Below are 21,322 nucleotides of genomic sequence, written 5' to 3'. Positions count from 1 at the left end.
CGCTCTCTTCTCAGAAGTGTCGGCTACTTGGTGACGGAGGTCTTCATTTCCTTGATCGCGGCCTCGGCCGCTTGTTCAGGCGTCGCGCGACCGAACAGCACCTCACTGGCTTGCCGGGGCAGGATCTTGGAGATCGCGCTGCCGCCGACCGGAGTGACGGGTGGTGGCGGGGCCGCGGTCTTCGCGACCAGGTCGAGGAACTCCACCGCCTGCTTGTCGGTACTGGTCAGCTTGCCGGTGATTGCCGTGCGCAACTTGTTGTTCGCCGGGACGCCGCGCTCGGTCAGCAGCAGGTCGGCGGCCTTCGGCGAGTTCGCCAGGTAGTCCAGGAACTTGGCGGCTTCCTTCGGGTGCTTGGTCCGCGACGACACCGACCAGTACATCGACGGCTTCAGGTAGGAACCCGCGTAGTTGCTCTGCTTCTGCCCGGGCACCCGCAACAGCTTGAGGCCGCTCTTGCTGGCCTTCTCCAACGCCGTCAGCTGGGTGTTGAACATCGACCCGATGGCGAGCTTGTTGGTGGCCAGCGGGGTCTCTTCGAGACCGACCGTCGCGAACTCCTGCTGAGCCGCCGCCGACGGACTCGCGCCGTTCTTGGTCAGCTCGGCGGTGAGGTGCCACCAGGACGCGAGGGTCTCCGGCTTGATGACGATCTCGCCCTTGTCGTTGAACAACTGGTCGCCGTGCTGCCGCGCCCACAGATGCGCCTCGGTATCACCCGTGGCCAGCATCGTGCCGCTGACACCGTCCTTGCGGCCCTTGTCCGCAAGGCGTTTGGCCAGCGCGGCGAACTCTTCCCAGCTCCAGGTCGCGTCGTTCGGCAGCGGTTCGCCGTACTTCTTGAACAGCACCGGGTTCGCGGCGAAGGCGAAGACGGCAGCTCCGACCGGCAGGCCGACGAGCTTGTCCTCGACCTTGCCGGTGTCGAGCAGCTTCTGGTCGAAGTCGGCGGTGTTGACCTCCTGCTTGCCGAGATCGAGCAGCGCGCCACGTCCGCCGTACTCCGCGATGTACTTCTCGTCCATCTGGATGATGTCGGGTGAGTCGTTGGCCGCGGTCTGGGTGGCCAGCTTGTCCCAGTAGCCGCCCCACTCGCCGAACTCGCCCTTGATCTTGATGTTCGGGTTCTCCGCCTCGAAGGCGTCGATCACCTTCTGGGTGAGCGCGTGCCGGGCATCCGATCCCCACCAGGTGAAGCGCAGCGTGACCGGGCCGCCGGCGCTGTCCCCGGAGTCGTTCGCGCCGCAGGCGGCCAGCGGCAGAACGAGGGCGAGGGCCGCCGCGCCCACTGCCGCCAGGTGCCCGATCGAGCGTGGTCGGTTCATTGCTGCTTCCTTTCGTGGCACCTGCTGGGCTGCTGGGCCGGGCAGAGTGGTATGCGCTTTCCAGCGCTGGTGCCATGTCAAATTAGTGATCGATCACTTTCGTGTCAATGGCGGGTGAACGGGTAGTTTTGAGGTGCCGATGGTGAACGATCTTGTTTTCTCGAGGAGGCGGCTGTGAGCCAGGCGGACGCGCCGCGGCGCGCGACCATCCACCAGGTGGCGCGGCTGGCCGGCGTCTCCCACCAGACCGTCTCGCGCTATCTGCGGCAGGACGGCGGGATGAAGCCGGCCACCCGGCTGCAGATCGACTCCGCGGTCAAGGCGCTCGACTACCGGCCGAACCTGATGGCCCGGTCGATGCGAACCCGGCGGACCAACCGGCTGGCCGTCATCCTGTCCTCGACGCAGTACTTCCCGCACCGGCTCGTGCTGGCCGCGTCGGCCACCGCGCACGAGCGCGGGTACCAGCTCGACATCGTCAGCGCGGAAGGCGGTGCCGAGCAACGGGCGCAACGGATCGCCGACCTGGCCGACTCCGGTCAGGTGGACGGCATCCTGTCACTGGCGCCGGCCGACGTACCGGCTGGTGGACGCGTGCCCGTGCTGGTCAGCGGCACCTACGACGAGGAGATGCACAGCCTCGGCGAACTGGCCGACGGGTCGGCCGTGAGCGAGATCATCGAGCACCTGGCCGGTCTGGGTCACCGGACCTTCTTCCATCTGGCCGGTCCGCAGACGTTCGCGTCAGCCCGCAATCGCAAGATCGTCTATCTGGAAGCGATCGCGCGACTCGGGCTGCGCTCGTACGGCGTGGTCGACACGGACTGGTCCGCGCAGTCCGGGTACGACGCCGTGGTCGGTCTGCCCGACGATTGCGGCGTGACCGCGGTGATCGCGGCCAACGACGTCCTGGCGATGGGCGCCATCCGGGGCGCGTTCTCGCGCGGCTGGCGCGTGCCCGACGACCTCAGCGTCTTCGGCTGGGACGACGACGAGATCGCCCGCTTCGCCACCCCGTCGCTGTCCACCGTCATCGTCGACCGCGAAGCCCAAGGCCGCGACGCCATCCTCCACCTGATCGCCGCCGTCCGCGGCGAACCCGCCCCACCCACCACCACCCACAACCTCAACCAGGTAGTCCACCGAGAATCAGTAGCCCCACCCCCATACCAGCCTTAAACGAACTGCCGCAACACCCACTCCCACTCGAATGCCTCGGACACCCGATAACCGGTGCCCGAGGCAACGGGTTCGAGCGTCGAGGTCGAACCGTCCTGAGGATCGACGACCTTCACCCCCGCGCCGCGCAGTACGGCAAGTGAACCGGGCCAGGCCGGATGGCCAGCGAGGTCGTGGTTGGCGAATGGGACGGCGACAGACGGCGTACGGGCTCCGAGGGCTGCACACAACGTGGTGATCGGATAGGTGCCGGCGAGCCCGTGTGCCCACGCATTGAGGGTGTTGAAGGTCAACGGCGCCACGACCACCGCATCCGCCGGTGGAGTCCGTCAGGTCACCGCGAGGTGGTTGTGGTGGTGTTGGGGGGTTTCGGATTCGTCGAGGAGGGCGATGGCGAAGTCGGAGTAGGAGATGCGGAGCGTCATGTCGCCGTGGTCGCGGATCTCGTAGCGGCCGGTTCGCTCGCCGTCGTGGTCGAAGTCGCCGGCCGGGCTGATGTAGACCCAGTCCAGCGCGCCGCCGTCAGTTCGCAGTACCTCCAACCCTGCCGCATGCCCAAGACAGAACGGCCGGAACTCGGCCGGGAAGTCAGGCGCGTCGAGCAGCCGGATCCCGTCGGCGCCAGGCAGCAGCGAAGCGAGGCCGACCGCGACGAGCCGGTTCACCCCGGCCTGCTGCAGGCCTTTGACGAGTGCGTGCGCCGCGCTGGTGAAGAACGTGTCCGGCGTGATCACCGCCGCCGCATTGATCGCAACATCGTGGCCGGCCGCCAAAGCCGCAACGTCTGCCGCATCGGTGACATCCCCCGCAACAACCTGTACTCCGTCGGTCGCACCGCTGTAGCGAGACGGATCCCGCACCACCGCGGTCACCTCATGACCACGTCGGCGCGCTTCCGCAACCGCCTGCCGCCCGGCCCGGCCGCCGGCTCCGAAAATCACGTACTTGCCCATCGCTGGAATGCCTTTCTCTCGTCCGGTGTTGCCGGAAAGGTATCCGCGAGGGCGGTATCCACCGGGATACCAAGACCCGCCCAGGGCGACGAGGAGACACCATGACGCACCGGCAGCCGCTGCCTCCCGACATGTTCGACGAACTGTGCCCGTCCACGCTGCTGCCGTTCCGCTTCGGCGACAAGTGGGCAGCCCTCGTACTGCGCTGCCTCGAAACCGGCCCTCGCCGCTTCTCCGAACTCCGGGTCCCCCTCCACCGCGTCACCCCGAAGGTGCTCACCCACACCCTTCGCACTCTCGAGCGAGACGGCTTCGTAGTACGGACAACACACGATCAGCGAGTAGTCGAGTACGCCCTCACGCCGCTAGGCCGAACCCTCCTAGACCCGCTGAACGCCGCCTGCGACTGGGCCGCCACCCACTGGGACGAGCTACTGGACGCTCAAGAACGACACCCTGAGATCAGTCGCATGGGGTCAGCTCAGCAAGTCGCCGCAGAATGAGCGGATGGCTCGGTTGACGAGCTCCGGCCGCTCCCAGGGCATGAAGTGCCCGGCGCCTTTGACCCAGAACGGCCCGACAGCTTCAGGAAATGCGAGCGCGCACCGCTCCTCCACGTGATCCCCCAAGGTCACCTGGTCGGCGCCGATCAGTACGAGCGCCCGCTGCTGGACCGGCCGATCGAGCATCTCCGGAGCAGACAACGGCCGGGTGCCCATGACCACCTCGTAGTCGGCAAAGGAGGCGCGCAACCGGGCCGCGTCGCCGTAGGGCTCCGTCAGGAACGCAAGGTCCGCCTCGTCGAAGGCATCGGGCGGACACCACATGCGATGCCCGTAGAACTCACCGACATAGCGCCTCCGTTGTTCCGGCGTACTCAGCTCGGCAACCAGAGCATCGGCGTGGTGCCCCTGGAGTCGCTGATAGTCGTAGACCGCCGGCTTAGGCCGGGTCGGCGGAATCCCGGCCGCTGCGAAAGCCTCCAACAGATCAGGCATCGAGTCGTCCAGAATCACCAGTCGATCGACCCGATCAGGGTGGCGATTGGCCAGGTCCACAGAAATCATCGCGCCCAGGTCGTGCCCGGCGACTACCGCCCGCTGCCACCCGAGCTGGTCGAACAGACCGATCAGGTCGGAGTTGAACGCATTGAGGTCGTAGAAGTCATCCGGGGCGAAGTCGGAATCGCCGTACCCACGAAGATCCGGCGCGACAACGTCGAAGCCCTGATCGGCCAGCGGACCGAGGTTGTGCGACCAGATGCGGCTCGTGCACGGAAACCCATGAAGCAACAGCAGCGGCACGCCCCCTTCCCCACGCCGCCGAACCGCCAGCCGGTGCCCAGCCCGAACCTCGACCATCACCGGCGCCACAACCTCGACAGGAAGAACCATCCACTAGGTCTACATGACCATCAGTCCACCAAGCCACGCCGAGCCTCTGCAGCAACCTGAGCGGCTTGCTCGATCGCCGTGCGCCGATCCGCCCAGTACCCCGCATCTTCCCCGTGCAGCACCTGGCCGTCCGTACCGGTCCCCACAACCCCATCGAGCTGCTCCCGCAGGATGTCGGCGTGCCCAGCGTGCCTGTTGGTCTCAGCGACCAGATGAACCATGACGTTGAACAACTTCACGTTCGGCCGCGGCCACCACGGCACATGGCCGGCCGCGTCGATCGAGAGCGCCTCAACCGTCGCGTCGGTGAACTGCCCCGCAAGCTCGTAACGCTCCAAGATCTCCACCCGAGTCTCGGACTCCGCGGCCCACATATCTGCCCCGCTCCACGCTTCGTCGCTGTCCCAGCGAGGTAGCGGCCACGGCGACGGCCGGTCGAAAACCTCACTGAAATACCGCGCCTCCGTCACCGACAAGTGCTTGACCAGCCCGAGAAGGTTCGTCCCCGTGGCGGTCAGCGGCCGCCGGACGTCGTACTCCGACAGCCCGTCGAGTTTCGAGAGCAGCCCCTCCCGAACCCATCTCAGCGAATCGTGCAGGTACTCCTTGGCGAAGTCATCAATCACCCGACGCAGCCTGCCACGAACTCCCGGTCGTCAGTCAGTCGGCGGTACTGCGGGATTCCGCTCGGCTCGCTCGACGCGTTCCTCGAGTGCTCGGATTCGGTCGTACAGGTCGACCAGCGTCACCCCGTCGGCAACCACGCCGGGCCGTTGCCAGTGCCTTCTCACGAACTCCTCGCGGCTCTCATCTGGTGACTGCTCGAAACCGGTCGACACCGCGGCACGTAGTACCGGCCCAGAGCCCATCTGCCCCTGCGCCCGCAAGACCTTCTTCTGCAGCCTCACCACACCAATCGCACCGAACACGAACAGCACCACAGCGGCGATCGGTATCAGGAACAGCCAGTTGTCATCCATCGGGACCTCCACGCTGGTTCGTGCTGCAGTCGGCGGAGCCGGGAGCTTAGCCGATTCCGGCTTTCAGCACGGCGTCCGGCCAGGCCCCGGCGCGAGCGTGATGTGCGACACGAGACGTCACAAGCGCGACGGCTGCGGGGTCGTATGGATGACCGCGAAGTGCGGCCGCGTGAAGCTGACCGAGGAGGGGCCGTCATGCACCGTCCATGGAGCAACCTGCGAGCAAGGGTCTTCCCCGACCATTGGTCCCTGCTGTTCGGCCAGATCGCCTTCTACAGCTTCATCATGATCGTGCTCAGCGGCGTAGTACTGACCGCGTACTACGAACCGTCGGTCGACGCCGTCGTGTACGACGGACCGTACACACCGCTGCGCGGGGTGGAGATGTCGCGGGCACTCGATTCGACGATGGCGATCTCGTTCGAGGTCCGCGGCGGCCTGCTGATGCGGCAGCTCCACCACTGGTCCACGCTGATCATGATGGCAGCGATCACACTGCACTTGTTGCGGCTGTTCTTCACCGCCGGATTCCGTCGGCCGCGCCGCCTGAACTGGCTCGTCGTCTTCGGACTGCTCGTCGTCATGCTCGGCGCGGCTCTCACCGGCACCTCACTTCCGGACGACATGGCATCCGGTACGAGCCTCGCCGTACTCGACGGTGTCCTCCAGGCCACCCCACTCGTCGGCCCGGAAATCTCGGCCCTACTCTTCGGCGGGGAGTTCCCCGGCAACGTGATCGCATGGTTCTACCCGTTGCACGTCATCGTCCTGCCTCTTGTTCTGGTCATCCTTTTCGCTGTCGGCGCCGTCCTGGCGCTCAGGCAAAAGCCCGCGCAGTACGCCGGTCCCGGGCGCACGGAAAGCAACGTGGTTGGCCGGTCGGCGACTGTTGCCGCGGTCAAGAGTGTCGGTCTGTTCTGCTTCGTCGCGGGGGTCTCGATCCTCATGGCCGCGACGGCAACCATCAACCCGGTATGGCTGTACGGCCCCGCGGATCCGGCGAACGCCTCGGCGGGTGTCGGCCCGGCGTGGTACCTCGCCTTCCTCGACGGTGCGCTCCGCCTGGCGCCTGGCTGGGAGTTCGTCTTGTGGGGCAGGACGTTCAGCCTCGCAATCCTGCTGCCGGTCGCTGCCTGCACGCTGTTCCTCGGGTTGGTTGCCGTCTACCCGTTCCTCGAGGAGCGGGTGACCCGCGACCGGCGCGACCACCACCTGCTCGAGCGCCCGCGCAAGAACCCGACCCGAACCGGCATCGGAGTAGCCGGCATCACCTTCTACGGCACCCTCTGGGCCGCCGCCGGCGCCGACACCATGGCCATCCTCTTCAACCTCTCGGTCAACGCGCTCCTCCACGTCTTCCAGGTCGTCCTGATCGTCGGTCCACCGATCGCGCTGTTCGTGACCCGCCGCATCTGCATCGGCCTGCAAGAGCGCGCCACGGAGATCGCACTACACGGCATCGAAACCGGCCAGGTACTCCGCCTCCCCGACGGCGGGTACGTCGAACAACACCGCCCAGTGGACGCATACCGTCGCCGGCAACTAGTCCCGGCGGCCGCCAAAGACACTGAGTGATGGGCTCGTCGATCAAAAGGTCGCGATCGGGTTGACCGGGCTGCCCGACGTACCGGCAAACCGGACCGGCGCGACCGCAAGCTGAAAGTCCCACTGGCCAAGCTCATCAGCCGTCGCCGCGCACAACTCAAGGTCGCAGTTGTCGAGCATCCACAGGCCCATCGCCACAAGGCTGACAGCGTGGACCGGCATCAAGATGTCGTCGTACCCCGACGGCTGGACGTCCTGAGGCGTGTCAGCGCCAATCAGCGCGACCTCCCGCTCATGCAGCCACGGCAGACAGGACGCATGCCAGCCGGCCTGCGTGAACCCGCCGGCATCACCCGCCTCATGCCGAGCGCGACCATAACCAGTCCGCAGCAGTACCGCGTCCCCCGACTGCACCCGGACCCCCTGCCGACGCTCGGCCTCCTTAAGATCCTCGGGAAACACCCCCTCCCCCGGCTCCAACCAAGGCACATCGCGAACCTTCGCAATATCCAGCAGCACCCCACGCGTGACAATCCCATTAGCCGCCGCCGTCACAGCCGCCCACGCTGATCCCGTCGTGGCATCAACCACCGAATGCGACCGCCCGTTGTACGTCTTCCCGTCCCAGAAAACATGGCAGGGCGAATCGAGGTGGGTGATCGTGTTCCCGTGAAACATGATCCCGAGCCGCTCGTGCGAAAACCCCCACCGCCGGTCAGCACGAAACGGCGCCGGCATGTTCTCCCCACCCGGCATATCAACAGCCCGCGGACACACAGTCGTCGCCCGCTCCATCTCCCCCGGCACGGCAACCTCCCACCCACACGACACACTCCGCCCATGCCGCACAGCCCGCGCCCCCGCCAACCGCACCTCATCACTGACAAAATTCAACGTCCCAAGCTCGTCATCCCCACCCCACCGCCCCCAGTTCGAAAGCACCTCGAAGTACCCCAGCACCTCGTCCTGCGTCGGCACCGATCGCCCTGTCGTCATCCCACCACCAGCTCCTCATCTACCGCGCTTCTCGAATGAGATCTATCAGAGCCGCCGCAAGAGGCGATGCCACAGCCACGGTGCCGGTTGAATTGAAGTTGTGCTGCGACCCATCAACATCAAGCACCTCGACTCCCGCCTCACGAGCAATCAGTACGCCGGCACTGGTATCCCACGGCTTGTTACTGAACATCACCGAGGCATCTAATTTGCCCTCAGCCACCCACGCGAGGTCAGTCGCCGCACCTTGTCCGCGTGTAGTGTCGAGCTCCGTTGCCCAGGCCGCAGTCGAATTAGCAGGGAGTCGTGTATGGGTGCGTCAGAGTGGAGATACTTCGTTCCTTACCAAGAAGATCTCAACCAAGCTCTGCAGGACCTGCGGCAGCAGGTGTTCTCCGCCGGCAAGTACTGGTGGTACGGGGACAGCGAGTATTTCTCGCCTAACCACCTACCCCGACCGGCGCGACTGGAGGACCTGTTCGACGACGAGTACGTTCGCGAGGCGGGGACGCACTCCATCCTCGATGTCTTCCGAGTGGTCGACCCTGACCGGCCACGGGACTGGTACGACCAGGGCACGATCGTCCCGGCCACCGCCGACGAGGTTCGAGCAGCAATCGGCACGGATCGACCAACCCGAACTGACACCGCCGAGCTCGATGACAAACTCCCTCGAGCCCGCTGGGTAGGTCGCTGCGCCGCCCTGTACGACGACCACGGCAACCCCACCGAGCTCACCTTCTGGGGCCACTCCGGCGACTAACCTGCACCCGAACCCTTTCAGGCTATCCGTCGTACCCCACGCGGCCTCCGCCGCTCGCTCCTACGTCGCTCCCAGCTCCGGCCGCTCCCACCCACCCCTCCGGGCGCTCCTCGTCGCGCTGGGTGCCCACGCCCGCCTCGCCGCCTGCCGAAGGCGCCTCGCCGCCGTTGGCATCTCCCTAGTGCAATCCGTGCTCTTGAAGAAGAACGTCCAGGAGTCATCTGACAAGTTTCTCTACGTCTTCAAGTTTCTCTACGTCTTCAAGACGGGAAGGCCGGACTCCGGGGGAGACCGGCCTCGACACTTTGGTGGAGCTTAGGGATTCGAACCCCTGACCTCTTCCCGCCTTTCACGGGTGGTCCCCAAGCTCTCGTGTGACGGGCCCGGGGATGTCCATGGGAGTCCACGGGCGTGCACGCCAGAGCGAGGCTGTTGTCACTCAGTTAGACACTCACCTGTCGGCTTCCGCAGCAGCCGATCACCTAACACTGGCTCGCATCTCAACGTAGACCCATCGGTCCACAGATTCCGTACCTCCCGAGTCGCGGGGCGCCTATCGTGCCTACATGACCCCGCCCTACCCGAGCGACCGGTGGGACCCGCGACAGCATGCTGGTGGTCGATTACCCGACTCCGGCCATCGACCTGCAGGCTCAGTTGATCGGAACACTAGAGGTCGACGCCTCGACCCACTGCTTGGTAGTTCGCATGGAAGTCAGCACCCCAGTCGTCGACGGCCAGCACAGGGTGCGCTTTGAGACCAGCTACCAGCTCGTCGACGTCGCTTGGCCGACAGGCTGGAGCATCGCGATCCGTGACGGCGAGGTTGCCTTGATTGATGCCATGGGGCAGACAGCCGCCCGGTTGGGCGACGAGGTGTACGTCGGGGGAGGTTTTGTGACCCCCAAGCAGGCCGATGCCATCCCATGCACAGGTCACGAGTGGGTATTCCGGGCGAGCGGGCTCTCAGGTCCTTGAACCAGCTCGCTTGCGTGTGGTCAGGAAGTCACCTTGGCGTCCCGTCGCACGGTGTTCACTGAGGGAGCCGAAGCGATGGACGGACTGTCGCCTCAGAATCGGTAGTCACTCAGTTAGACACTCAGGTCATGAAAAGAGGCTCCTTCCCTAGCTGGGAAAGAGCCTCTGACCTGCGGTGGAGCTTAGGGGATTCGAACCCCTGACCTCTTCCATGCCATGGAAGCGCGCTACCAACTGCGCCAAAGCCCCGCGGTGTCTTGCGGACTCCGGAAGTTTAGCGGATGGAGGGCTGCAAAGAAAAATCGGGTGGGGTGGGGGTGGAGGTGAGGAAGAGCACGCTTGAGATTGGTGGGTTGGAGGCTGGTGGGGGCCGCTTCGGGTGGTAGGTCCGCGGCGGCGCGAAGGCTGCCCGGGGAGGTGATCCGGGCGGCCTTTGGAAGGCGCTGTTGAGTGGAAGGCCTGGCCGGTGGACGGCGTCTCGGCCCCCACCAACCACCCGGCAGGAAGCAAGCTGCACCCTGGCAACCAGCGCGACGGAGGAGCGCCCACACGGGTGGGTGGGAGCGATCGGAGCTGCTCGCGACGTAGGAGCGAGGGGCGGAGATCGCGTGGGGTACGTCCGGTGGTCAGCGTTGGGGGTCGTCGCTCATGACCGGTTCGGGGAGGGAGCCGGCGTTCCATTCCTCTATGCGCCAGCCCTGGCGGCCTGGGAGGAGGGAGACCCAGTTGCAGTTGGAGATGCCGCCGAAGGCGGGCCAGTGGGGCTTGGGGATGCCTAGGAAGAGGCAGATGCCTACTCGGGCGGCTAGGCCGTGAGTGGCTACTACGACGGTGTCCGAGGGTTCGCCGTGTTCCACCGCTCTTGCCAGCGCCGGGGCGAAGCGTTCGGCTACCTCTTCGACTGTTTCGCCGGCGGTGCCTCGGCGTTGGGGTTCGCCGGCGCGGATGCGGGCGGCCGCTTCTGGGTGGATGGAGGCCAGTTCGTCCATCGTCATGCCGGCCCAGTCGTCCACGTGGATCTCGCGCAGCGCTTCGTCGTACTCGACCTTGAGGCCGGTGACCGCGGCGAGTTCACCCGCTGTCGCCGCGGCGCGCTGGAGGTCGCTGGAGAACAGGCGGGTGGGGGCCAGCGAGGCCAGCCTGAGGGCGGCGGCGCGGGCCTGGGCGACGCCGACGGAGTCGAGCGGGATGTCGGCCTGGCCCTGGATCTTGTCCTGCAAGTTCCACTCGGTCCGGCCGTGGCGCCAGACGATCAGCCGGCCCGCGGTCATTCGGCCGCGGAGGACAACTCGGAGGCGGCGGACCCGGCAGCAGGCGTCGAGGCGGAGGATCCGGCGGCGGGCGTCGGGTCAATGTCGGCGGACCGGTCGGCGACGGGGGCCTGTACTGCGATGGTGCCGTCCGCACCCGGGAGCGGGATCATCGGGCAGTCGCGCCAGAGCCGCTCGAGGGAGTAGAAGTTGCGCTCCTCGTCGTGCTGGACGTGGACCACGATCTCCAGGTAGTCGAGCAGCACCCAGCGGCCCTCGCGCGCGCCTTCGCGGCGCACCGGCTTGGCGTCGAAGTCGACCCGGAGCTTCTCCTCGATCGCGTCCACGATCGCGCGGACCTGGCGGTCGTTGGAGGCGGAGGCGACCAGGAACGCGTCGGTGATGGCCAGCTGCTCGGAGACGTCGAACGCGAGAACGTTCTCGGCCTTCTTGTCGTGGGCCGCCTCGGCGGCCGCGGTGAGCAGCTCGATGGCGCGTTCGGTGGCAGGCATTGCGGTCCTTTGCTAGTGGTGCAGGCTTCTAACGATTGGTGTAGAGGTCGCGCTTGGCGATGTACTGGACGATCCCGTCGGGCACCAGGTACCAGGTCGGGTTGCCTTTGGCGACGCGTTGGCGGCACTCGGTCGACGAGATCGCCAGCGCCGGTACTTCGAGCAACGTGATCCGTTCCATCGGGAGCCGGTCGATGGGCAGCTCCTGGGAGGAGTACCCCGGCCGGGTACAGCCGACGAACTGGGCCAGTTTGAACATCTCGTCGACGTCGCGCCAGGTCAGGATCTGGGCCAGCGCGTCCGCACCGGTGATGAAGAACAGCTCCGCGTCCGGGTAGAGGCCGGCCAGGTCGCGCAGGGTGTCGATCGTGTACGTCGGCCCGGGCCGGTCGATGTCGACCCGGCTGACCGAGAACCGGGGGTTCGAGGCGGTCGCGATGACCGTCATCAGGTAGCGGTCCTCGGGCGGCGACACGGCCCGTTCGATCTTCTGCCAGGGCTGCCCGGTCGGCACGAAGATCACCTCGTCGAGGTCGAAGTACGACTGTACTTCGCTGGCCGCGACGAGGTGGCCGTGGTGGATCGGGTCGAAGGTACCGCCCATCACACCGAGGCGGCGGCCAGGTCGCACCCTCTCCGGGGAATCCACGTCAGCTCGATCCGCCGCTCAGCTGTGCGGCCGGCCCTTGCCGAAGACCATGGTGATGACCAGGAGTGCGACCAGGGCGAACAGGGAGAACCCGCCGTACCACCAGGGCGAGATGTGCGCAGCCTCGGCGGCGGCGTCTTCGGCAACCGCGAACTGCGGCAGAAGGAGGGAAACCATGCCTGAAGCCTATCTCTTGCCGGCCCGCGCGAGCGCGACCGGTGGGCCCGGAGCCCTGCCGGTCGCGCGGGAGGTGGGGTCAGCTGTGCCGGATGTAGCGGGTCAGCAGCCGGCGCCAGGCAGACGGGCCGCTGTGGTCGCGATGGTGGATCGCGGCGACACGGCGCAGTTCGTCGATGTGGGCACGGGCGACGTCGGGGGTGATCATGATTCCTTTACGAGGTTGTAGCGGATGGTGGAGCGGGTGGCTCCGATAGTTGAAATTGTAGCGGGAAATCTGCTACGACTCAAACGAATTGAAGGCAGATCAGCGGATCTCCCTACGAATCTGCGGTAAACGGAGGATGGCATGGACGCGATCGATCGGCAGCTGGTCGAAGCACTGCGCGCCAACGGGCGGTCGAGCTGGGCCGAGCTCGGCCGGGTGGTGGGGCTGTCGGGTCCGAGCGTCCAGGAGCGGGTGAAGCGGCTGGAGGAGCGTGGAGTGCTGCTCGGCTACCGGGCGGTGGTCGCGCCGGACCAGGTCGGGTTGGGGACGAGCGCGCTGGTGGGGTTGTTCCAGCGCGACGACGTCGAGACGGATGACGTGGTCGCCGGCGTGCGGGAGATCCCGGCGGTGGAGGACTGCTGGTTCGTGGCGGGCGACCAGGAGCTGGTGGTGAAGGTGCGGGTGGCGGACGTTACCCAACTAGAGGCAGTGGTCGGCAGTCTGCGGAGGGTCAACGGCGTGGTGCGCACCCGAACCACCGTGGTGCTCTCCACCCGCTGGGAGGCGCGGCCGGCGCCGCTGCCGGAGTAGCTGCCGGTACTACGGGGCGCTGGCTGGCGTTGGCTCGGGCGTGAGCGACGCGCGGTGGGTCAGGTACGTGACGGTGGCGACCACTAGGGCCAGGGCGGCTGCGGCTGGGTAGAGCAGGCGCGGGTGGTGTTGGTAGGTGACGCCACCCAAGGCGGGCGCCAGGAACATGCCGGAGATGGAGGCGGCGGCGTACAGGCTGGAGAAGCGGCCGGTCATGCCTTCTGGAGCCGCGTCGGCCACATGCGCAGTAGCAGTCGGTTTGTACAGCATCTCGCCGCCGGTGATCACTGCTACCGCGACAGCGGCTCCCGCCAGCGCCGGCCAGACGCCCAGGACCGCTAGACCGCACCCGACCAACGCGAAGCCGGTGGCGATCACGCGGGACGAGTGGTGATTGCGGAGGCGGATGGCCAGCGGGGCTTCGAGTAGGACGATGACTACTGAGCTGGCGCCGATCAGTAGGCCGTATGCGACCGCGGGTGAGCCGGCATCGCGCAGCAGGAGCGGCAGGGTCGCGAAGAGTTGGCGGTAGACGGTATCGACGACCACGATCGCCAGTAGCAGGACCAGGATCGACCTGTCTCGCCGCAGCGCCCGCCACACACCAGTGGCCTGTGCGGCGACTACTCGCGTCGCAGGCGGGACCCAGCGCCAGACGACCAGTGCCAGCACCACGCTGGTCACTGCGTCGACGATGAAGACCAGGGAGAAGTTGTAGGCGGCGAGGAGACCGCCAAGCGGCGGGCCGATGGTGAAGCCGGCGTTGCTCGCTGAGCGGGAGAGGGCGATGCCTTCGCGGCGACGGTCGGCGGGTAGGGCGGTAGCGACCAGTGCGCTCAGGTTAGGCCGAGTTGCGCCCCCGCAAAGGCCCGCGATCGCAGCCACCAACGCCAGCAGAGTGCCGGCCGGTACGCCGTGCAGCGCCTCGGGCGACGCCGGTGTGACCGGCATGGCGAGACAGGCAACGGCCCAAGTGAGCTGGCTGACCACTGCAGCCCGGCGCAGGCCGAAGCGGTCACCGATCCAGCCGCCACCCAGGTTCCCGAGCAGTAGGCCCACGCCGTAGGCCGCTGCCGCGAACCCGGCTTGCTGCGGCGACATCCCGCGATCCTCGACCAGGTAGAGCGTGAGGTAGATCCACGCGAGAGAACCGGCCGCACTGACCAGTTGGCCGAGCATCACGGCTTTGAGCCAGCCTGGCAGTTCCGCCACCCGACGCCAGTACATCGTCCACCCCGTCATCCTGTAAGTTCCCAAGAGGAACTTACAGAGCCGGATAGCGTGGACGCAAGCAGAGGAGGCAGTCGTGCGGCGTAGCAGCTTCTCCCCCGAGCCCGACTGTGCGATCGCCCAGTCGCTCGGGGTGGTCGGTGACGGATGGGAGTTCCTGATCATCCGTGACCTCGCGCGCGGGCTCGACCGGTTCGAGCTGCTGGCCGAGTCGCTGCACATCTCCCGCAAGGTGCTGACCGAGCGGCTGAACGGCCTGCTCGACAACGGGATCGCGGAGCGTACGGCGTACCAGGACCGCCCGACCCGCTACTCCTACCAGCTCACCCCTCGCGGCCGCGCGCTCCTCCCCGTGCTGGTCGCCTTGCAGGACTGGGGTGACCGCTGGCTGCTCGGCGACGGCGACCTGACGGGCACCAACGCCCCCGAGGAGCCCACAGCCCACCGCATCCATCAGCTCGTCGGCCGCCGCATCCCCGACGGGCTGGCCCTGCCTGCAGGCGCAGTACTGCGAGACGTGGTCGACGCCGGCGCCAAAGCGACCGTGCTCTTCGGGTACCCGGCGACCGGGCGGCCGAGCAAGCTCCCGGACGGATGGGCCGACATCGCGGGCACAGCGGGCTGCACCTTGGAGAACAAGCTCTTCGCCGAGAAGGCCGCGGAGTTCACGGCGGCCGGCATCGCCGTCCACGGTGTGAGCACGCAACGGCCGGATGAGCAGAGCGCGTTCGCCGAACTCGAGGGCATCCCCCACGTGCTGCTGTCGGATACCGACCTGACGCTGACCGCCGCGCTCCGGCTGCCCACGTTCCGGGCGGGCGGGTACGAGCGGCTCAAGCGGCTGATCCTGATCGTGGCGCCGACCCGCGAGATCAAGGCCGTCCTCTACCCGATCATCGACATCCCGGCAGCCATCGACTGGGCCTACCAGACGGCTCGTGAGCTGTGACAGCAGTCGAAGTCTGGTGGGCCCGTACTACGGACGCGCGGCCGGGCCTGGTCGGTGAGCTGAACGCGGTCGAGCGCGAGCGGTTGGCCGCCTACGCGCGCGACGAGGACAAGAACCGCTTCCTGGTCGGGTGCTCGATCGTCCGGCGAGTGCTCGCGACGAAGCTGGAGGTGTCACCGGCCGACGTCGTCCTCGACCGGACCTGCCCCGACTGTGGTCGCCACCATGGGAAGGTCAGCGTCGACGGGATGCAGCTGTCGGTGTCGCATTCGGGCGACCGCATCGTGGTCGCCTTCCACCCCTCGGCGGCTGTCGGCGTCGATGTCGAACAGATCAACCCCGCGATCGACGCCGACTCGCTCGCCTCGGTGAGCCTGTCCGACGTGGAGGCCGCCGAACTCGCCGGCTTCGCACTGTCGGCTCGCGCGCGAGCGTTCACGCAGTACTGGACTCGCAAGGAAGCTGTGGTGAAGGCGACCGGCGACGGGATCCGCGCGGACCTGCGCAAGGTCATCGTCAGCGCGCCCGACCGGCCGCCGGTACTGCGGGAGTGGGCCGGGCACGACGGACCGGTGCGGCTTGTGGATCTGCAGGCAGGAGTCGAGTACGCCGCCGCGCTCGCGATCCTCTCGGGTCAGTTGCCCGAAGTGCGCTCCTTCGACGCGGCGCCGCTGCTCAGGTCCTGATCTGGCCTTCGCCGATGACGACGTACTTCGTCGAGGTCATCTCCGGCAGCCCCATCGGGCCGCGTGCGTGCAGCTTCTGCGTCGAGATCCCGATCTCCGCACCGAACCCGTACTCGCCACCGTCGGTGAACCGCGTGCTCGCGTTCACCACCACCGCGGCGGAGTCGACCGCCTGCACGAAACGCCGGGCCGCGGCCTGCGAACGGGTGATGATCGCATCGGTGTGCGCCGAGCTGTACTTGCGGATGTGCTCGACCGCACCCTCCAGATCGGGCACGACAGCGGCCGACAGATCCAGCGAGTTGTACTCCGCGCCAAAGTCCTCGTTGGTCGCGGCAACAATATTCTTGCCCTCAGCAACAACATCGGCGCCAGCAGCAACGATTGCCGGATCGCCGTGCACGGTAACGCCGGCTTCCACCAGCGCAGGCAGCGCTTTCGCGAGGAACTCGTCCGCCACGTCGGCATGCACGAGCAGCGACTCGGCCGCGTTGCAGACGCTGGGGCGCTGGGTCTTGGAGTTGAGCAGGATCTCGAGGGCAAGGTCCAGGTCGGCCTCCGCGTCGACGTACACGTGGCAGTTGCCGACGCCGGTCTCGATCACGGGCACGGTGGACTCGGACACGACGGTCTGGATCAGGCCGGCGCCACCCCGCGGGATCAGTACGTCGACCAGGCCGCGCGCCTGCATGAGTTCCTTGACGGCTGCCCGGTCGCCCGGCACACCCTGGATCACGTCGGCGGGCAGACCGGCCTCGACCACGGCGGAGCGCAGTACGTCGACGATCGCCGCGTTGGACTGAGCTGCCGACGAGGAACCCCGGAGGAGCACCGCGTTGCCGGACTTCAGGCAGATGCCGGCCGCGTCGGCGGTCACGTTCGGGCGGGCCTCGTAGATGATGCCGACGACACCGAACGGGACCCGCACCTGGCGAAGCTCGAGACCGTTCGGGAGCGTGTAGCCGCGAACCACTTCACCGACGGGATCGACCAGGCCGGCGAGCTCCTCGAGCCCGGCGGCCATCGCATCCACCCGCGACGGGTTCAGCGCCAGGCGATCGACGGTCGACTCCGGCGTACCGGCTTCTCGCGCGGCCGCGACATCATTCGCATTCGCCTCGACGATCTGCTCGGTGTTATCTCGCAACGCCGCCGCCATGGCGTGCAGCGCCGCATCCTTGGTCCCCCGGGACGCCGCAGCCAACGCGTAGGAAGCCTCGCGGGCCCGCCGGCAAATCTCGATGATCTCGCTCACAGCTCCATCGTAGGACGACCGCTCGCCCCCCTGCGCAGCCGTCTCAACCGGGCGACGGCGTGCGCTGCGGGCACCACTGCCGCGAGCAGGACGTTCAGGCGAGCGTCGCTCGGGTGAATCGGTACTCCGCTGCGCTTGAGCCGACGCCAGGCCCAGACGGAGTACGGGATGACCACTAGTGGAGTGGTGACGAGACCTGGGGTGTAGCGGCGCAGTACCGCGGACTGGGCCAGATGCGTGCCCGCGTGGAGTCCGAAGCCGGCCAGGGATGCCTGGAAGAACTTGCTGGCTCCCCCGGTCCGCGCACCGGAAGCGGACGCGGCCGCAATCGCCAGACCGGTCAACCCGATCGCAGTAGCGGCCTCCGCGCGGGACATGGGCAACTGGTTGAGGACACCATCCGGGACTTGCGGGAGCACCGCCCGCACTTGCTCCGGCGCCTCCTGCGACCAGGACGGCATCGTCAGCAACTCCTCCAGGTCATGCACGATCCAAGCTGCCAACAGACCCCAAGTGATCCCTCGCACCCGCCCAACTCTAAGCGACCCAGTAGGTCCTGGTGTTGGTGAATTCGCGGATGCCGGCGACGGACAGTTCCCGGCCGTAGCCGCTGTTCTTGGTACCGCCGAACGGCACCCGGGGATCGGAAGCGACGACGGCGTTGACGAAGGCGGCGCCCGAGGTGATCCGGCGGGCCACCTCGACGCCGCGCTCCCGCGACCAGACGCTCAGCCCCAGCCCGTACTGCGTGGCGCCGGCCAAAGTGACCGCTTCCTCCACATCCGCCGCGACGGCGACCGCTGCGACCGGGCCGAAGGTTTCCTCGTCGAACGCGGGCATCCCCGGACCGGTGCCGGTCAGAATCGTCGGCTCGAAGTAGTAGCCGGGTCCGTCGACGGCGCTTCCGCCGGTGACGAGCTTCGCGCCGGCGGCGACCGACTCCTCCACCTGCCGCTGCAGGACCGTGCGGAGATCGTCGCGGGCCAGCGGGCCGAGAGTCACCGCGCGATCTGCCGGATCGCCGAGTTTCAGTGCTTCCACACCGGCAATGAAGCGGTCCAGGAACTCGTCGGCGACAGCAGCTTCGACGATGAAGCGTTTGGCGCAGACACAACTCTGACCGGAGTTCGTGAAGCGGGCTCTGACGGCAGCGGCCGCGGCGGCCTCGACGTCCGCATCCGCCAGAACGACGAAGGCATCCGACCCGCCGAGTTCCAGTACCGACCGCTTCGCGGCGCGCCCGGCGGCCGCCCCCACCGCGGCACCTGCGCGGTTGCTTCCGGTGAGCGTGACTGCCGCGATCCGCTCGTCGGCGATCAGCCCTTCGATCGTCGACGGCACGTCCGCCTCGTCGACCACCAGCGTCGTGACCAGTCCGGCGGAAAAACCCGCGTCGACGAAGAGCTGTTGCAGGGCGAGCGCCGCCCCGGTCACGTTCGGCGAATGCTTCAGCAGTACTCCGTTGCCGGCGGCAAGCGTCGGTACAGCGAACCGAAGGACCTGCCAGACCGGGAAGTTCCAGGGCATCACGGCCAGCACCAGGCCGATCGGTTCGTAGCTGATCCAGGCTCGGGCGGATCCGACGTCGACCGGCTCGTCGGCGAGGATGGCCGGCGCCTGCGCCGCGTAGTACTCGGCGGTGACGGCGGACTTCTCGATCTCGCCTTCGGCTTCGGCGATCGGCTTGCCCATCTCGGCGGTGATGAGCCCGGCGAGGCTGGGCGACCGCTGGCGCAGGAGCGCGGCCAGCCGGGTCAACGCTTCGAGCCTGCTTTCCAGGGCTGTCCGTCCCCAGTTGGCAGCGACGATGGAGCCGCGGTGGACCGCTTCCTCGACTGCTGCGGGAGTCATCGGCTCGTACGACGCCAGCGGCTGCCCGGTGGCTGGGTTCGTCGTGGTGATCATGTGGTCAGCCCGCCCCGGTCGTTGTCGGACAGGTGCTCGAAGGTCTCGCCGGTTGCGGTGATGGTGCGGGTCACGTCGCGGCCGCCGTACACCCAGTAGATGCGCAGTTGGCCTTCGCCGCGATTGAGGAAGCGGTGTGGGGTGCCGGCCGGCACCCAGGTCGCCTCGCCGACCAGCAGGTCGAAGCGTTCGCCGTCGATTTCGGCGATGGCTTCTCCTTCGAGGATCAGGACCGACTCCTCGACGTTGTGGCTGTGCACGGGCAGCCCGGTGCCGGGCGCGAAGATGGTTTGGCCGGTGGTGATCACGTTGTCGTCGGCGTTCCAGCGGCCGACGTACGGGATCGTGACGACGCCGTTGCCGCGGTCGAAGGGCGTGACGCGGTCGGGGTTGATCAGCAGGCTCATCGGTCGGCCTCCGGGCTGTGGTGGTGGAAGAGACGGCGGGCCAGGATGTTCTCTTGGCTGCCCGGTACTACGTGCTCCGCGACGGCGGCGCGCCATTGCTTGAAGTGCGGTGCCGATCGGTGGGCGTCGACCGCTGCTTCGTCGGTGTAGGTCTCGTGGAGGACGAAGTGGTGGTCGTCGGTGAGGTCCTGGCTCACGTCGAAGGACAGGCAGCCGGGCTCCTCGGTGAACGAGCGCTCGGCGTTGGTCCGGATCGCTTCGATGAACGGGCCCAGATGGTCGGGGAGGACTTGGAGCGAGACGGTGAGGGTGATCATGCTTCCTCCAGTACGACATGGGTCTCGGCGGCGAGGGCTTTGAGGCTTTGCCAGGTCGTCTCGGTCAGGTCGATGCCTTCGGCACTGAGTTGGGCGGCGCGGTCCTCGAGCTCGCCGGGGACGAGGATCTCGTCGGCCCAGGCGGCTTGAGGGCCTGACTTTGTTGCATCGATCAACGCTTCGATGCGCGCGTCGTACTCGGCCGGGTCGGTCATCGCGGCGACGTCGATCGTGAGCAGGAGATGGCCTGCGCCGCTTCGGCGGTCAGGCTCGTACGGGCCTGCGACCTGGTCGCCGAACGCGCTGCCGGTCAGCACGCCGGCCAGGATGTCGAACATGAAGGAGATGACGTACCCCTTGGGGCCCGCCATCGGGAGGAGCAGGCCCTCGATCGCGGCTCGCGGATCGGTGGTGGGGTTGCCTTCGGCATCGGCTGCCCAGTCGGGCGGGATCGGCGTACCGCGTTCGGCGGCGAGGTAGATCTTGCCTCGGGCAACGGCTGTGTTGGCCAGGTCCATCACCACTACGCCGCGCCGGCCGCCGGGTGCTGCGATGGACCAGGGGTTGGTACCGATGCTTTTTTGTTTGCCGCCCCACGGTGCCATCGCGGGGCTGGCATTCGTACAGAGGATGGCGACGCAGCCTTGCTCGGCGGCTTGGCGGGTGAAGTACGCGGCGGTGCCGAAGTGACCGGAGTTGCGGATGCCGACGGCGCTCACGCCGTGGGCCTTGGCTCGCTCGACGCCTTGAGCGACCGCGTAGTCGGTGACGACCTGCCCGATGCCGTTGCCGCCGTCCAGGAGCAAGAGCGCGCCGGTGTCTCGCTCGGTGGTGACCCGGGTGACTCGCTGGGTCACGCCGCTGCGAAGGCGGGCGACATACCAAGGCAACCGGAGCATGCCGTGCGACGCGTGACCCCACAGCTCGGCCATGACGAGGGTGTCGGCCAGCAGCTCGGCATCGGGGCCGGGGACGCCTTCGGACCGGAGTACGGCGGAAGCAAACGCACGGAGCGCGCCGGGCCGGGAACGATGAGCCATCCTTGCTCCGATCTTCATGGAACACTGGTGACC

At 67.4% G+C, this 21,322-nt stretch carries 27 protein-coding genes, 1 tRNA gene and 1 pseudogene; 8 read left to right on the top strand and 21 right to left on the bottom strand.

Features of this window, described 5'->3' with window-relative positions; genetic code table 11:
• Window positions 1-23: 23 nt before the first annotated feature.
• Window positions 24-1,325 (bottom strand): extracellular solute-binding protein, encoded by a 1,302-nt coding sequence (locus AB0F51_RS20185; RefSeq protein ID WP_360281980.1) that lies wholly within the window; start codon window positions 1,323-1,325, stop codon window positions 24-26.
• 174 nt (window positions 1,326-1,499) lie between these two features.
• Here AB0F51_RS20185 and AB0F51_RS20180 point away from each other — a divergent pair, with 174 nt between their 5' ends.
• Window positions 1,500-2,504 (top strand): LacI family DNA-binding transcriptional regulator, encoded by a 1,005-nt coding sequence (locus tag AB0F51_RS20180; protein WP_360281978.1) that lies wholly within the window; start codon window positions 1,500-1,502, stop codon window positions 2,502-2,504.
• On the opposite strand, the gene AB0F51_RS20175 is transcribed toward AB0F51_RS20180, so the two are convergent.
• Both AB0F51_RS20175 and AB0F51_RS20170 read right to left on the bottom strand, forming a co-directional pair.
• Complete coding sequence (locus tag AB0F51_RS20175; RefSeq protein WP_360281976.1) at window positions 2,501-2,812, bottom strand: hypothetical protein; 312 nt, start codon at window positions 2,810-2,812, stop codon at window positions 2,501-2,503. The genes AB0F51_RS20180 and AB0F51_RS20175 overlap by 4 nt on opposite strands.
• Window positions 2,813-2,833: 21 nt before the next feature.
• Entirely contained in the window at window positions 2,834-3,457 is a 624-nt protein-coding gene (locus tag AB0F51_RS20170; RefSeq protein ID WP_360281974.1) for an NAD(P)H-binding protein, read from the bottom strand.
• A 101-nt stretch (window positions 3,458-3,558) separates the two neighbouring features.
• Here AB0F51_RS20170 and AB0F51_RS20165 point away from each other — a divergent pair, with 101 nt between their 5' ends.
• The gene (locus AB0F51_RS20165; protein ID WP_360281972.1) at window positions 3,559-3,960 is read left to right on the top strand and encodes a helix-turn-helix domain-containing protein; all 402 of its coding nucleotides are present in this window, start codon (window positions 3,559-3,561) and stop codon (window positions 3,958-3,960) included.
• Here the strand turns inward: AB0F51_RS20165 and AB0F51_RS20160 are convergent.
• From AB0F51_RS20160 to AB0F51_RS20150, 3 genes are read right to left on the bottom strand one after another with little or no spacing between them, the layout of a single operon-like run.
• Window positions 3,934-4,851: an alpha/beta hydrolase gene (locus AB0F51_RS20160; protein WP_360281970.1), complete on the bottom strand. Its 918-nt coding sequence runs from the start codon at window positions 4,849-4,851 to the stop codon at window positions 3,934-3,936. The two genes, AB0F51_RS20165 and AB0F51_RS20160, sit on opposite strands and share 27 nt — an antisense overlap.
• A 20-nt stretch (window positions 4,852-4,871) precedes the next feature.
• On the bottom strand, window positions 4,872-5,477 hold the full coding sequence (locus AB0F51_RS20155; protein ID WP_360281968.1) for a DinB family protein: 606 nt from the start codon (window positions 5,475-5,477) through the stop codon (window positions 4,872-4,874).
• A gap of 30 nt (window positions 5,478-5,507) precedes the next feature.
• Window positions 5,508-5,831, bottom strand: coding sequence for a hypothetical protein (locus tag AB0F51_RS20150; RefSeq protein ID WP_360281966.1), 324 nt, complete (start codon window positions 5,829-5,831; stop codon window positions 5,508-5,510).
• Window positions 5,832-6,026: 195 nt separating this feature from the next.
• Between AB0F51_RS20150 and AB0F51_RS20145 the strand changes: the two genes are divergently transcribed.
• Window positions 6,027-7,406 carry a cytochrome b N-terminal domain-containing protein gene (locus AB0F51_RS20145; RefSeq protein WP_360281964.1) on the top strand — a complete coding sequence of 460 codons (1,380 nt, stop codon included), beginning with the start codon at window positions 6,027-6,029 and terminating at the stop codon, window positions 7,404-7,406.
• A gap of 12 nt (window positions 7,407-7,418) precedes the next feature.
• On the opposite strand, the gene AB0F51_RS20140 is transcribed toward AB0F51_RS20145, so the two are convergent.
• Together AB0F51_RS20140 and AB0F51_RS20135 are read right to left on the bottom strand one after the other, a co-directional pair.
• Entirely contained in the window at window positions 7,419-8,114 is a 696-nt protein-coding gene (locus AB0F51_RS20140) for a cyclase family protein (RefSeq protein ID WP_360281962.1), read from the bottom strand.
• A 277-nt stretch (window positions 8,115-8,391) separates the two neighbouring features.
• A pseudogene (locus tag AB0F51_RS20135) lies at window positions 8,392-8,607 on the bottom strand (inositol monophosphatase family protein); the annotation flags it as partial.
• A 75-nt stretch (window positions 8,608-8,682) separates the two neighbouring features.
• Here AB0F51_RS20135 and AB0F51_RS20130 point away from each other — a divergent pair.
• Both AB0F51_RS20130 and AB0F51_RS20125 read left to right on the top strand, forming a co-directional pair.
• Window positions 8,683-9,135, top strand: coding sequence for a hypothetical protein (locus AB0F51_RS20130; RefSeq protein ID WP_360281960.1), 453 nt, complete (start codon window positions 8,683-8,685; stop codon window positions 9,133-9,135).
• Between the two features lie 609 nt (window positions 9,136-9,744).
• Window positions 9,745-10,113, top strand: a complete 369-nt coding sequence (locus AB0F51_RS20125) for a hypothetical protein (protein WP_360281958.1) — start codon at window positions 9,745-9,747, stop codon at window positions 10,111-10,113.
• A 176-nt stretch (window positions 10,114-10,289) separates the two neighbouring features.
• Here the strand turns inward: AB0F51_RS20125 and AB0F51_RS20120 are convergent.
• From AB0F51_RS20120 to AB0F51_RS20095, 6 genes are all read right to left on the bottom strand, one after another.
• Window positions 10,290-10,362: transfer RNA gene (locus AB0F51_RS20120), tRNA-Ala, on the bottom strand.
• Window positions 10,363-10,739: 377 nt separating this feature from the next.
• A complete protein-coding gene (locus tag AB0F51_RS20115; RefSeq protein ID WP_360281956.1) occupies window positions 10,740-11,384 on the bottom strand; it encodes a histidine phosphatase family protein in 645 nt (214 codons plus the stop codon).
• Window positions 11,381-11,875 (bottom strand): ribosome silencing factor, encoded by a 495-nt coding sequence (gene rsfS, locus AB0F51_RS20110; protein ID WP_360281954.1) that lies wholly within the window; start codon window positions 11,873-11,875, stop codon window positions 11,381-11,383. Before rsfS ends, AB0F51_RS20115 begins: the two co-directional genes overlap by 4 nt.
• A 28-nt stretch (window positions 11,876-11,903) precedes the next feature.
• Entirely contained in the window at window positions 11,904-12,524 is a 621-nt protein-coding gene (gene nadD / locus AB0F51_RS20105; RefSeq protein WP_360281952.1) for a nicotinate-nucleotide adenylyltransferase, read from the bottom strand.
• Window positions 12,525-12,542: 18 nt separating this feature from the next.
• A complete protein-coding gene (locus AB0F51_RS20100; protein WP_360281950.1) occupies window positions 12,543-12,701 on the bottom strand; it encodes a hypothetical protein in 159 nt (52 codons plus the stop codon).
• A 79-nt stretch (window positions 12,702-12,780) separates the two neighbouring features.
• Complete coding sequence (locus AB0F51_RS20095; RefSeq protein ID WP_360281948.1) at window positions 12,781-12,909, bottom strand: hypothetical protein; 129 nt, start codon at window positions 12,907-12,909, stop codon at window positions 12,781-12,783.
• A 141-nt stretch (window positions 12,910-13,050) separates the two neighbouring features.
• Between AB0F51_RS20095 and AB0F51_RS20090 the strand changes: the two genes are divergently transcribed.
• Window positions 13,051-13,500 (top strand): Lrp/AsnC family transcriptional regulator, encoded by a 450-nt coding sequence (locus AB0F51_RS20090; RefSeq protein WP_360281946.1) that lies wholly within the window; start codon window positions 13,051-13,053, stop codon window positions 13,498-13,500.
• Window positions 13,501-13,509: 9 nt separating this feature from the next.
• Here AB0F51_RS20090 and AB0F51_RS20085 read toward each other — a convergent pair whose 3' ends face one another.
• Window positions 13,510-14,742, bottom strand: coding sequence for an MFS transporter (locus tag AB0F51_RS20085; protein ID WP_360281944.1), 1,233 nt, complete (start codon window positions 14,740-14,742; stop codon window positions 13,510-13,512).
• Between the two features lie 64 nt (window positions 14,743-14,806).
• Between AB0F51_RS20085 and AB0F51_RS20080 the strand changes: the two genes are divergently transcribed.
• A complete protein-coding gene (locus AB0F51_RS20080) occupies window positions 14,807-15,679 on the top strand; it encodes a winged helix-turn-helix transcriptional regulator (protein ID WP_360281942.1) in 873 nt (290 codons plus the stop codon).
• Entirely contained in the window at window positions 15,676-16,365 is a 690-nt protein-coding gene (locus AB0F51_RS20075) for a 4'-phosphopantetheinyl transferase superfamily protein (protein ID WP_360281940.1), read from the top strand. The genes AB0F51_RS20080 and AB0F51_RS20075 overlap by 4 nt, the downstream gene beginning before the upstream one ends.
• Here the strand turns inward: AB0F51_RS20075 and AB0F51_RS20070 are convergent.
• Genes AB0F51_RS20070 through AB0F51_RS20045 form a run of 6 tightly spaced genes read right to left on the bottom strand, consistent with a single transcriptional unit; the run spans window position 16,355 to window position 21,289 of the window.
• On the bottom strand, window positions 16,355-17,620 hold the full coding sequence (locus AB0F51_RS20070; protein WP_360281938.1) for a glutamate-5-semialdehyde dehydrogenase: 1,266 nt from the start codon (window positions 17,618-17,620) through the stop codon (window positions 16,355-16,357). The two genes, AB0F51_RS20075 and AB0F51_RS20070, sit on opposite strands and share 11 nt — an antisense overlap.
• Complete coding sequence (locus AB0F51_RS20065; protein WP_360281936.1) at window positions 17,617-18,147, bottom strand: HXXEE domain-containing protein; 531 nt, start codon at window positions 18,145-18,147, stop codon at window positions 17,617-17,619. The genes AB0F51_RS20070 and AB0F51_RS20065 overlap by 4 nt, the downstream gene beginning before the upstream one ends.
• Before the next feature lie 10 nt (window positions 18,148-18,157).
• Complete coding sequence (locus tag AB0F51_RS20060; RefSeq protein WP_360281934.1) at window positions 18,158-19,525, bottom strand: aldehyde dehydrogenase family protein; 1,368 nt, start codon at window positions 19,523-19,525, stop codon at window positions 18,158-18,160.
• Window positions 19,522-19,932 (bottom strand): cupin domain-containing protein, encoded by a 411-nt coding sequence (locus AB0F51_RS20055; protein ID WP_360281932.1) that lies wholly within the window; start codon window positions 19,930-19,932, stop codon window positions 19,522-19,524. Before AB0F51_RS20055 ends, AB0F51_RS20060 begins: the two co-directional genes overlap by 4 nt.
• On the bottom strand, window positions 19,929-20,249 hold the full coding sequence (locus tag AB0F51_RS20050) for a putative quinol monooxygenase (protein ID WP_360281930.1): 321 nt from the start codon (window positions 20,247-20,249) through the stop codon (window positions 19,929-19,931). The genes AB0F51_RS20055 and AB0F51_RS20050 overlap by 4 nt, the downstream gene beginning before the upstream one ends.
• Window positions 20,246-21,289 carry an Ldh family oxidoreductase gene (locus tag AB0F51_RS20045; RefSeq protein ID WP_360281928.1) on the bottom strand — a complete coding sequence of 348 codons (1,044 nt, stop codon included), beginning with the start codon at window positions 21,287-21,289 and terminating at the stop codon, window positions 20,246-20,248. Before AB0F51_RS20045 ends, AB0F51_RS20050 begins: the two co-directional genes overlap by 4 nt.
• Between the last annotated feature and the right edge of the window lie 33 nt (window positions 21,290-21,322).

Source organism: Kribbella sp. NPDC023855 (assembly GCF_040639475.1).
GTDB lineage: Bacteria > Actinomycetota > Actinomycetes > Propionibacteriales > Kribbellaceae > Kribbella.
The sequence above is the reverse complement of the archived record's forward strand: the minus strand, read 5'-3'. Positions and strand labels throughout refer to the sequence as shown.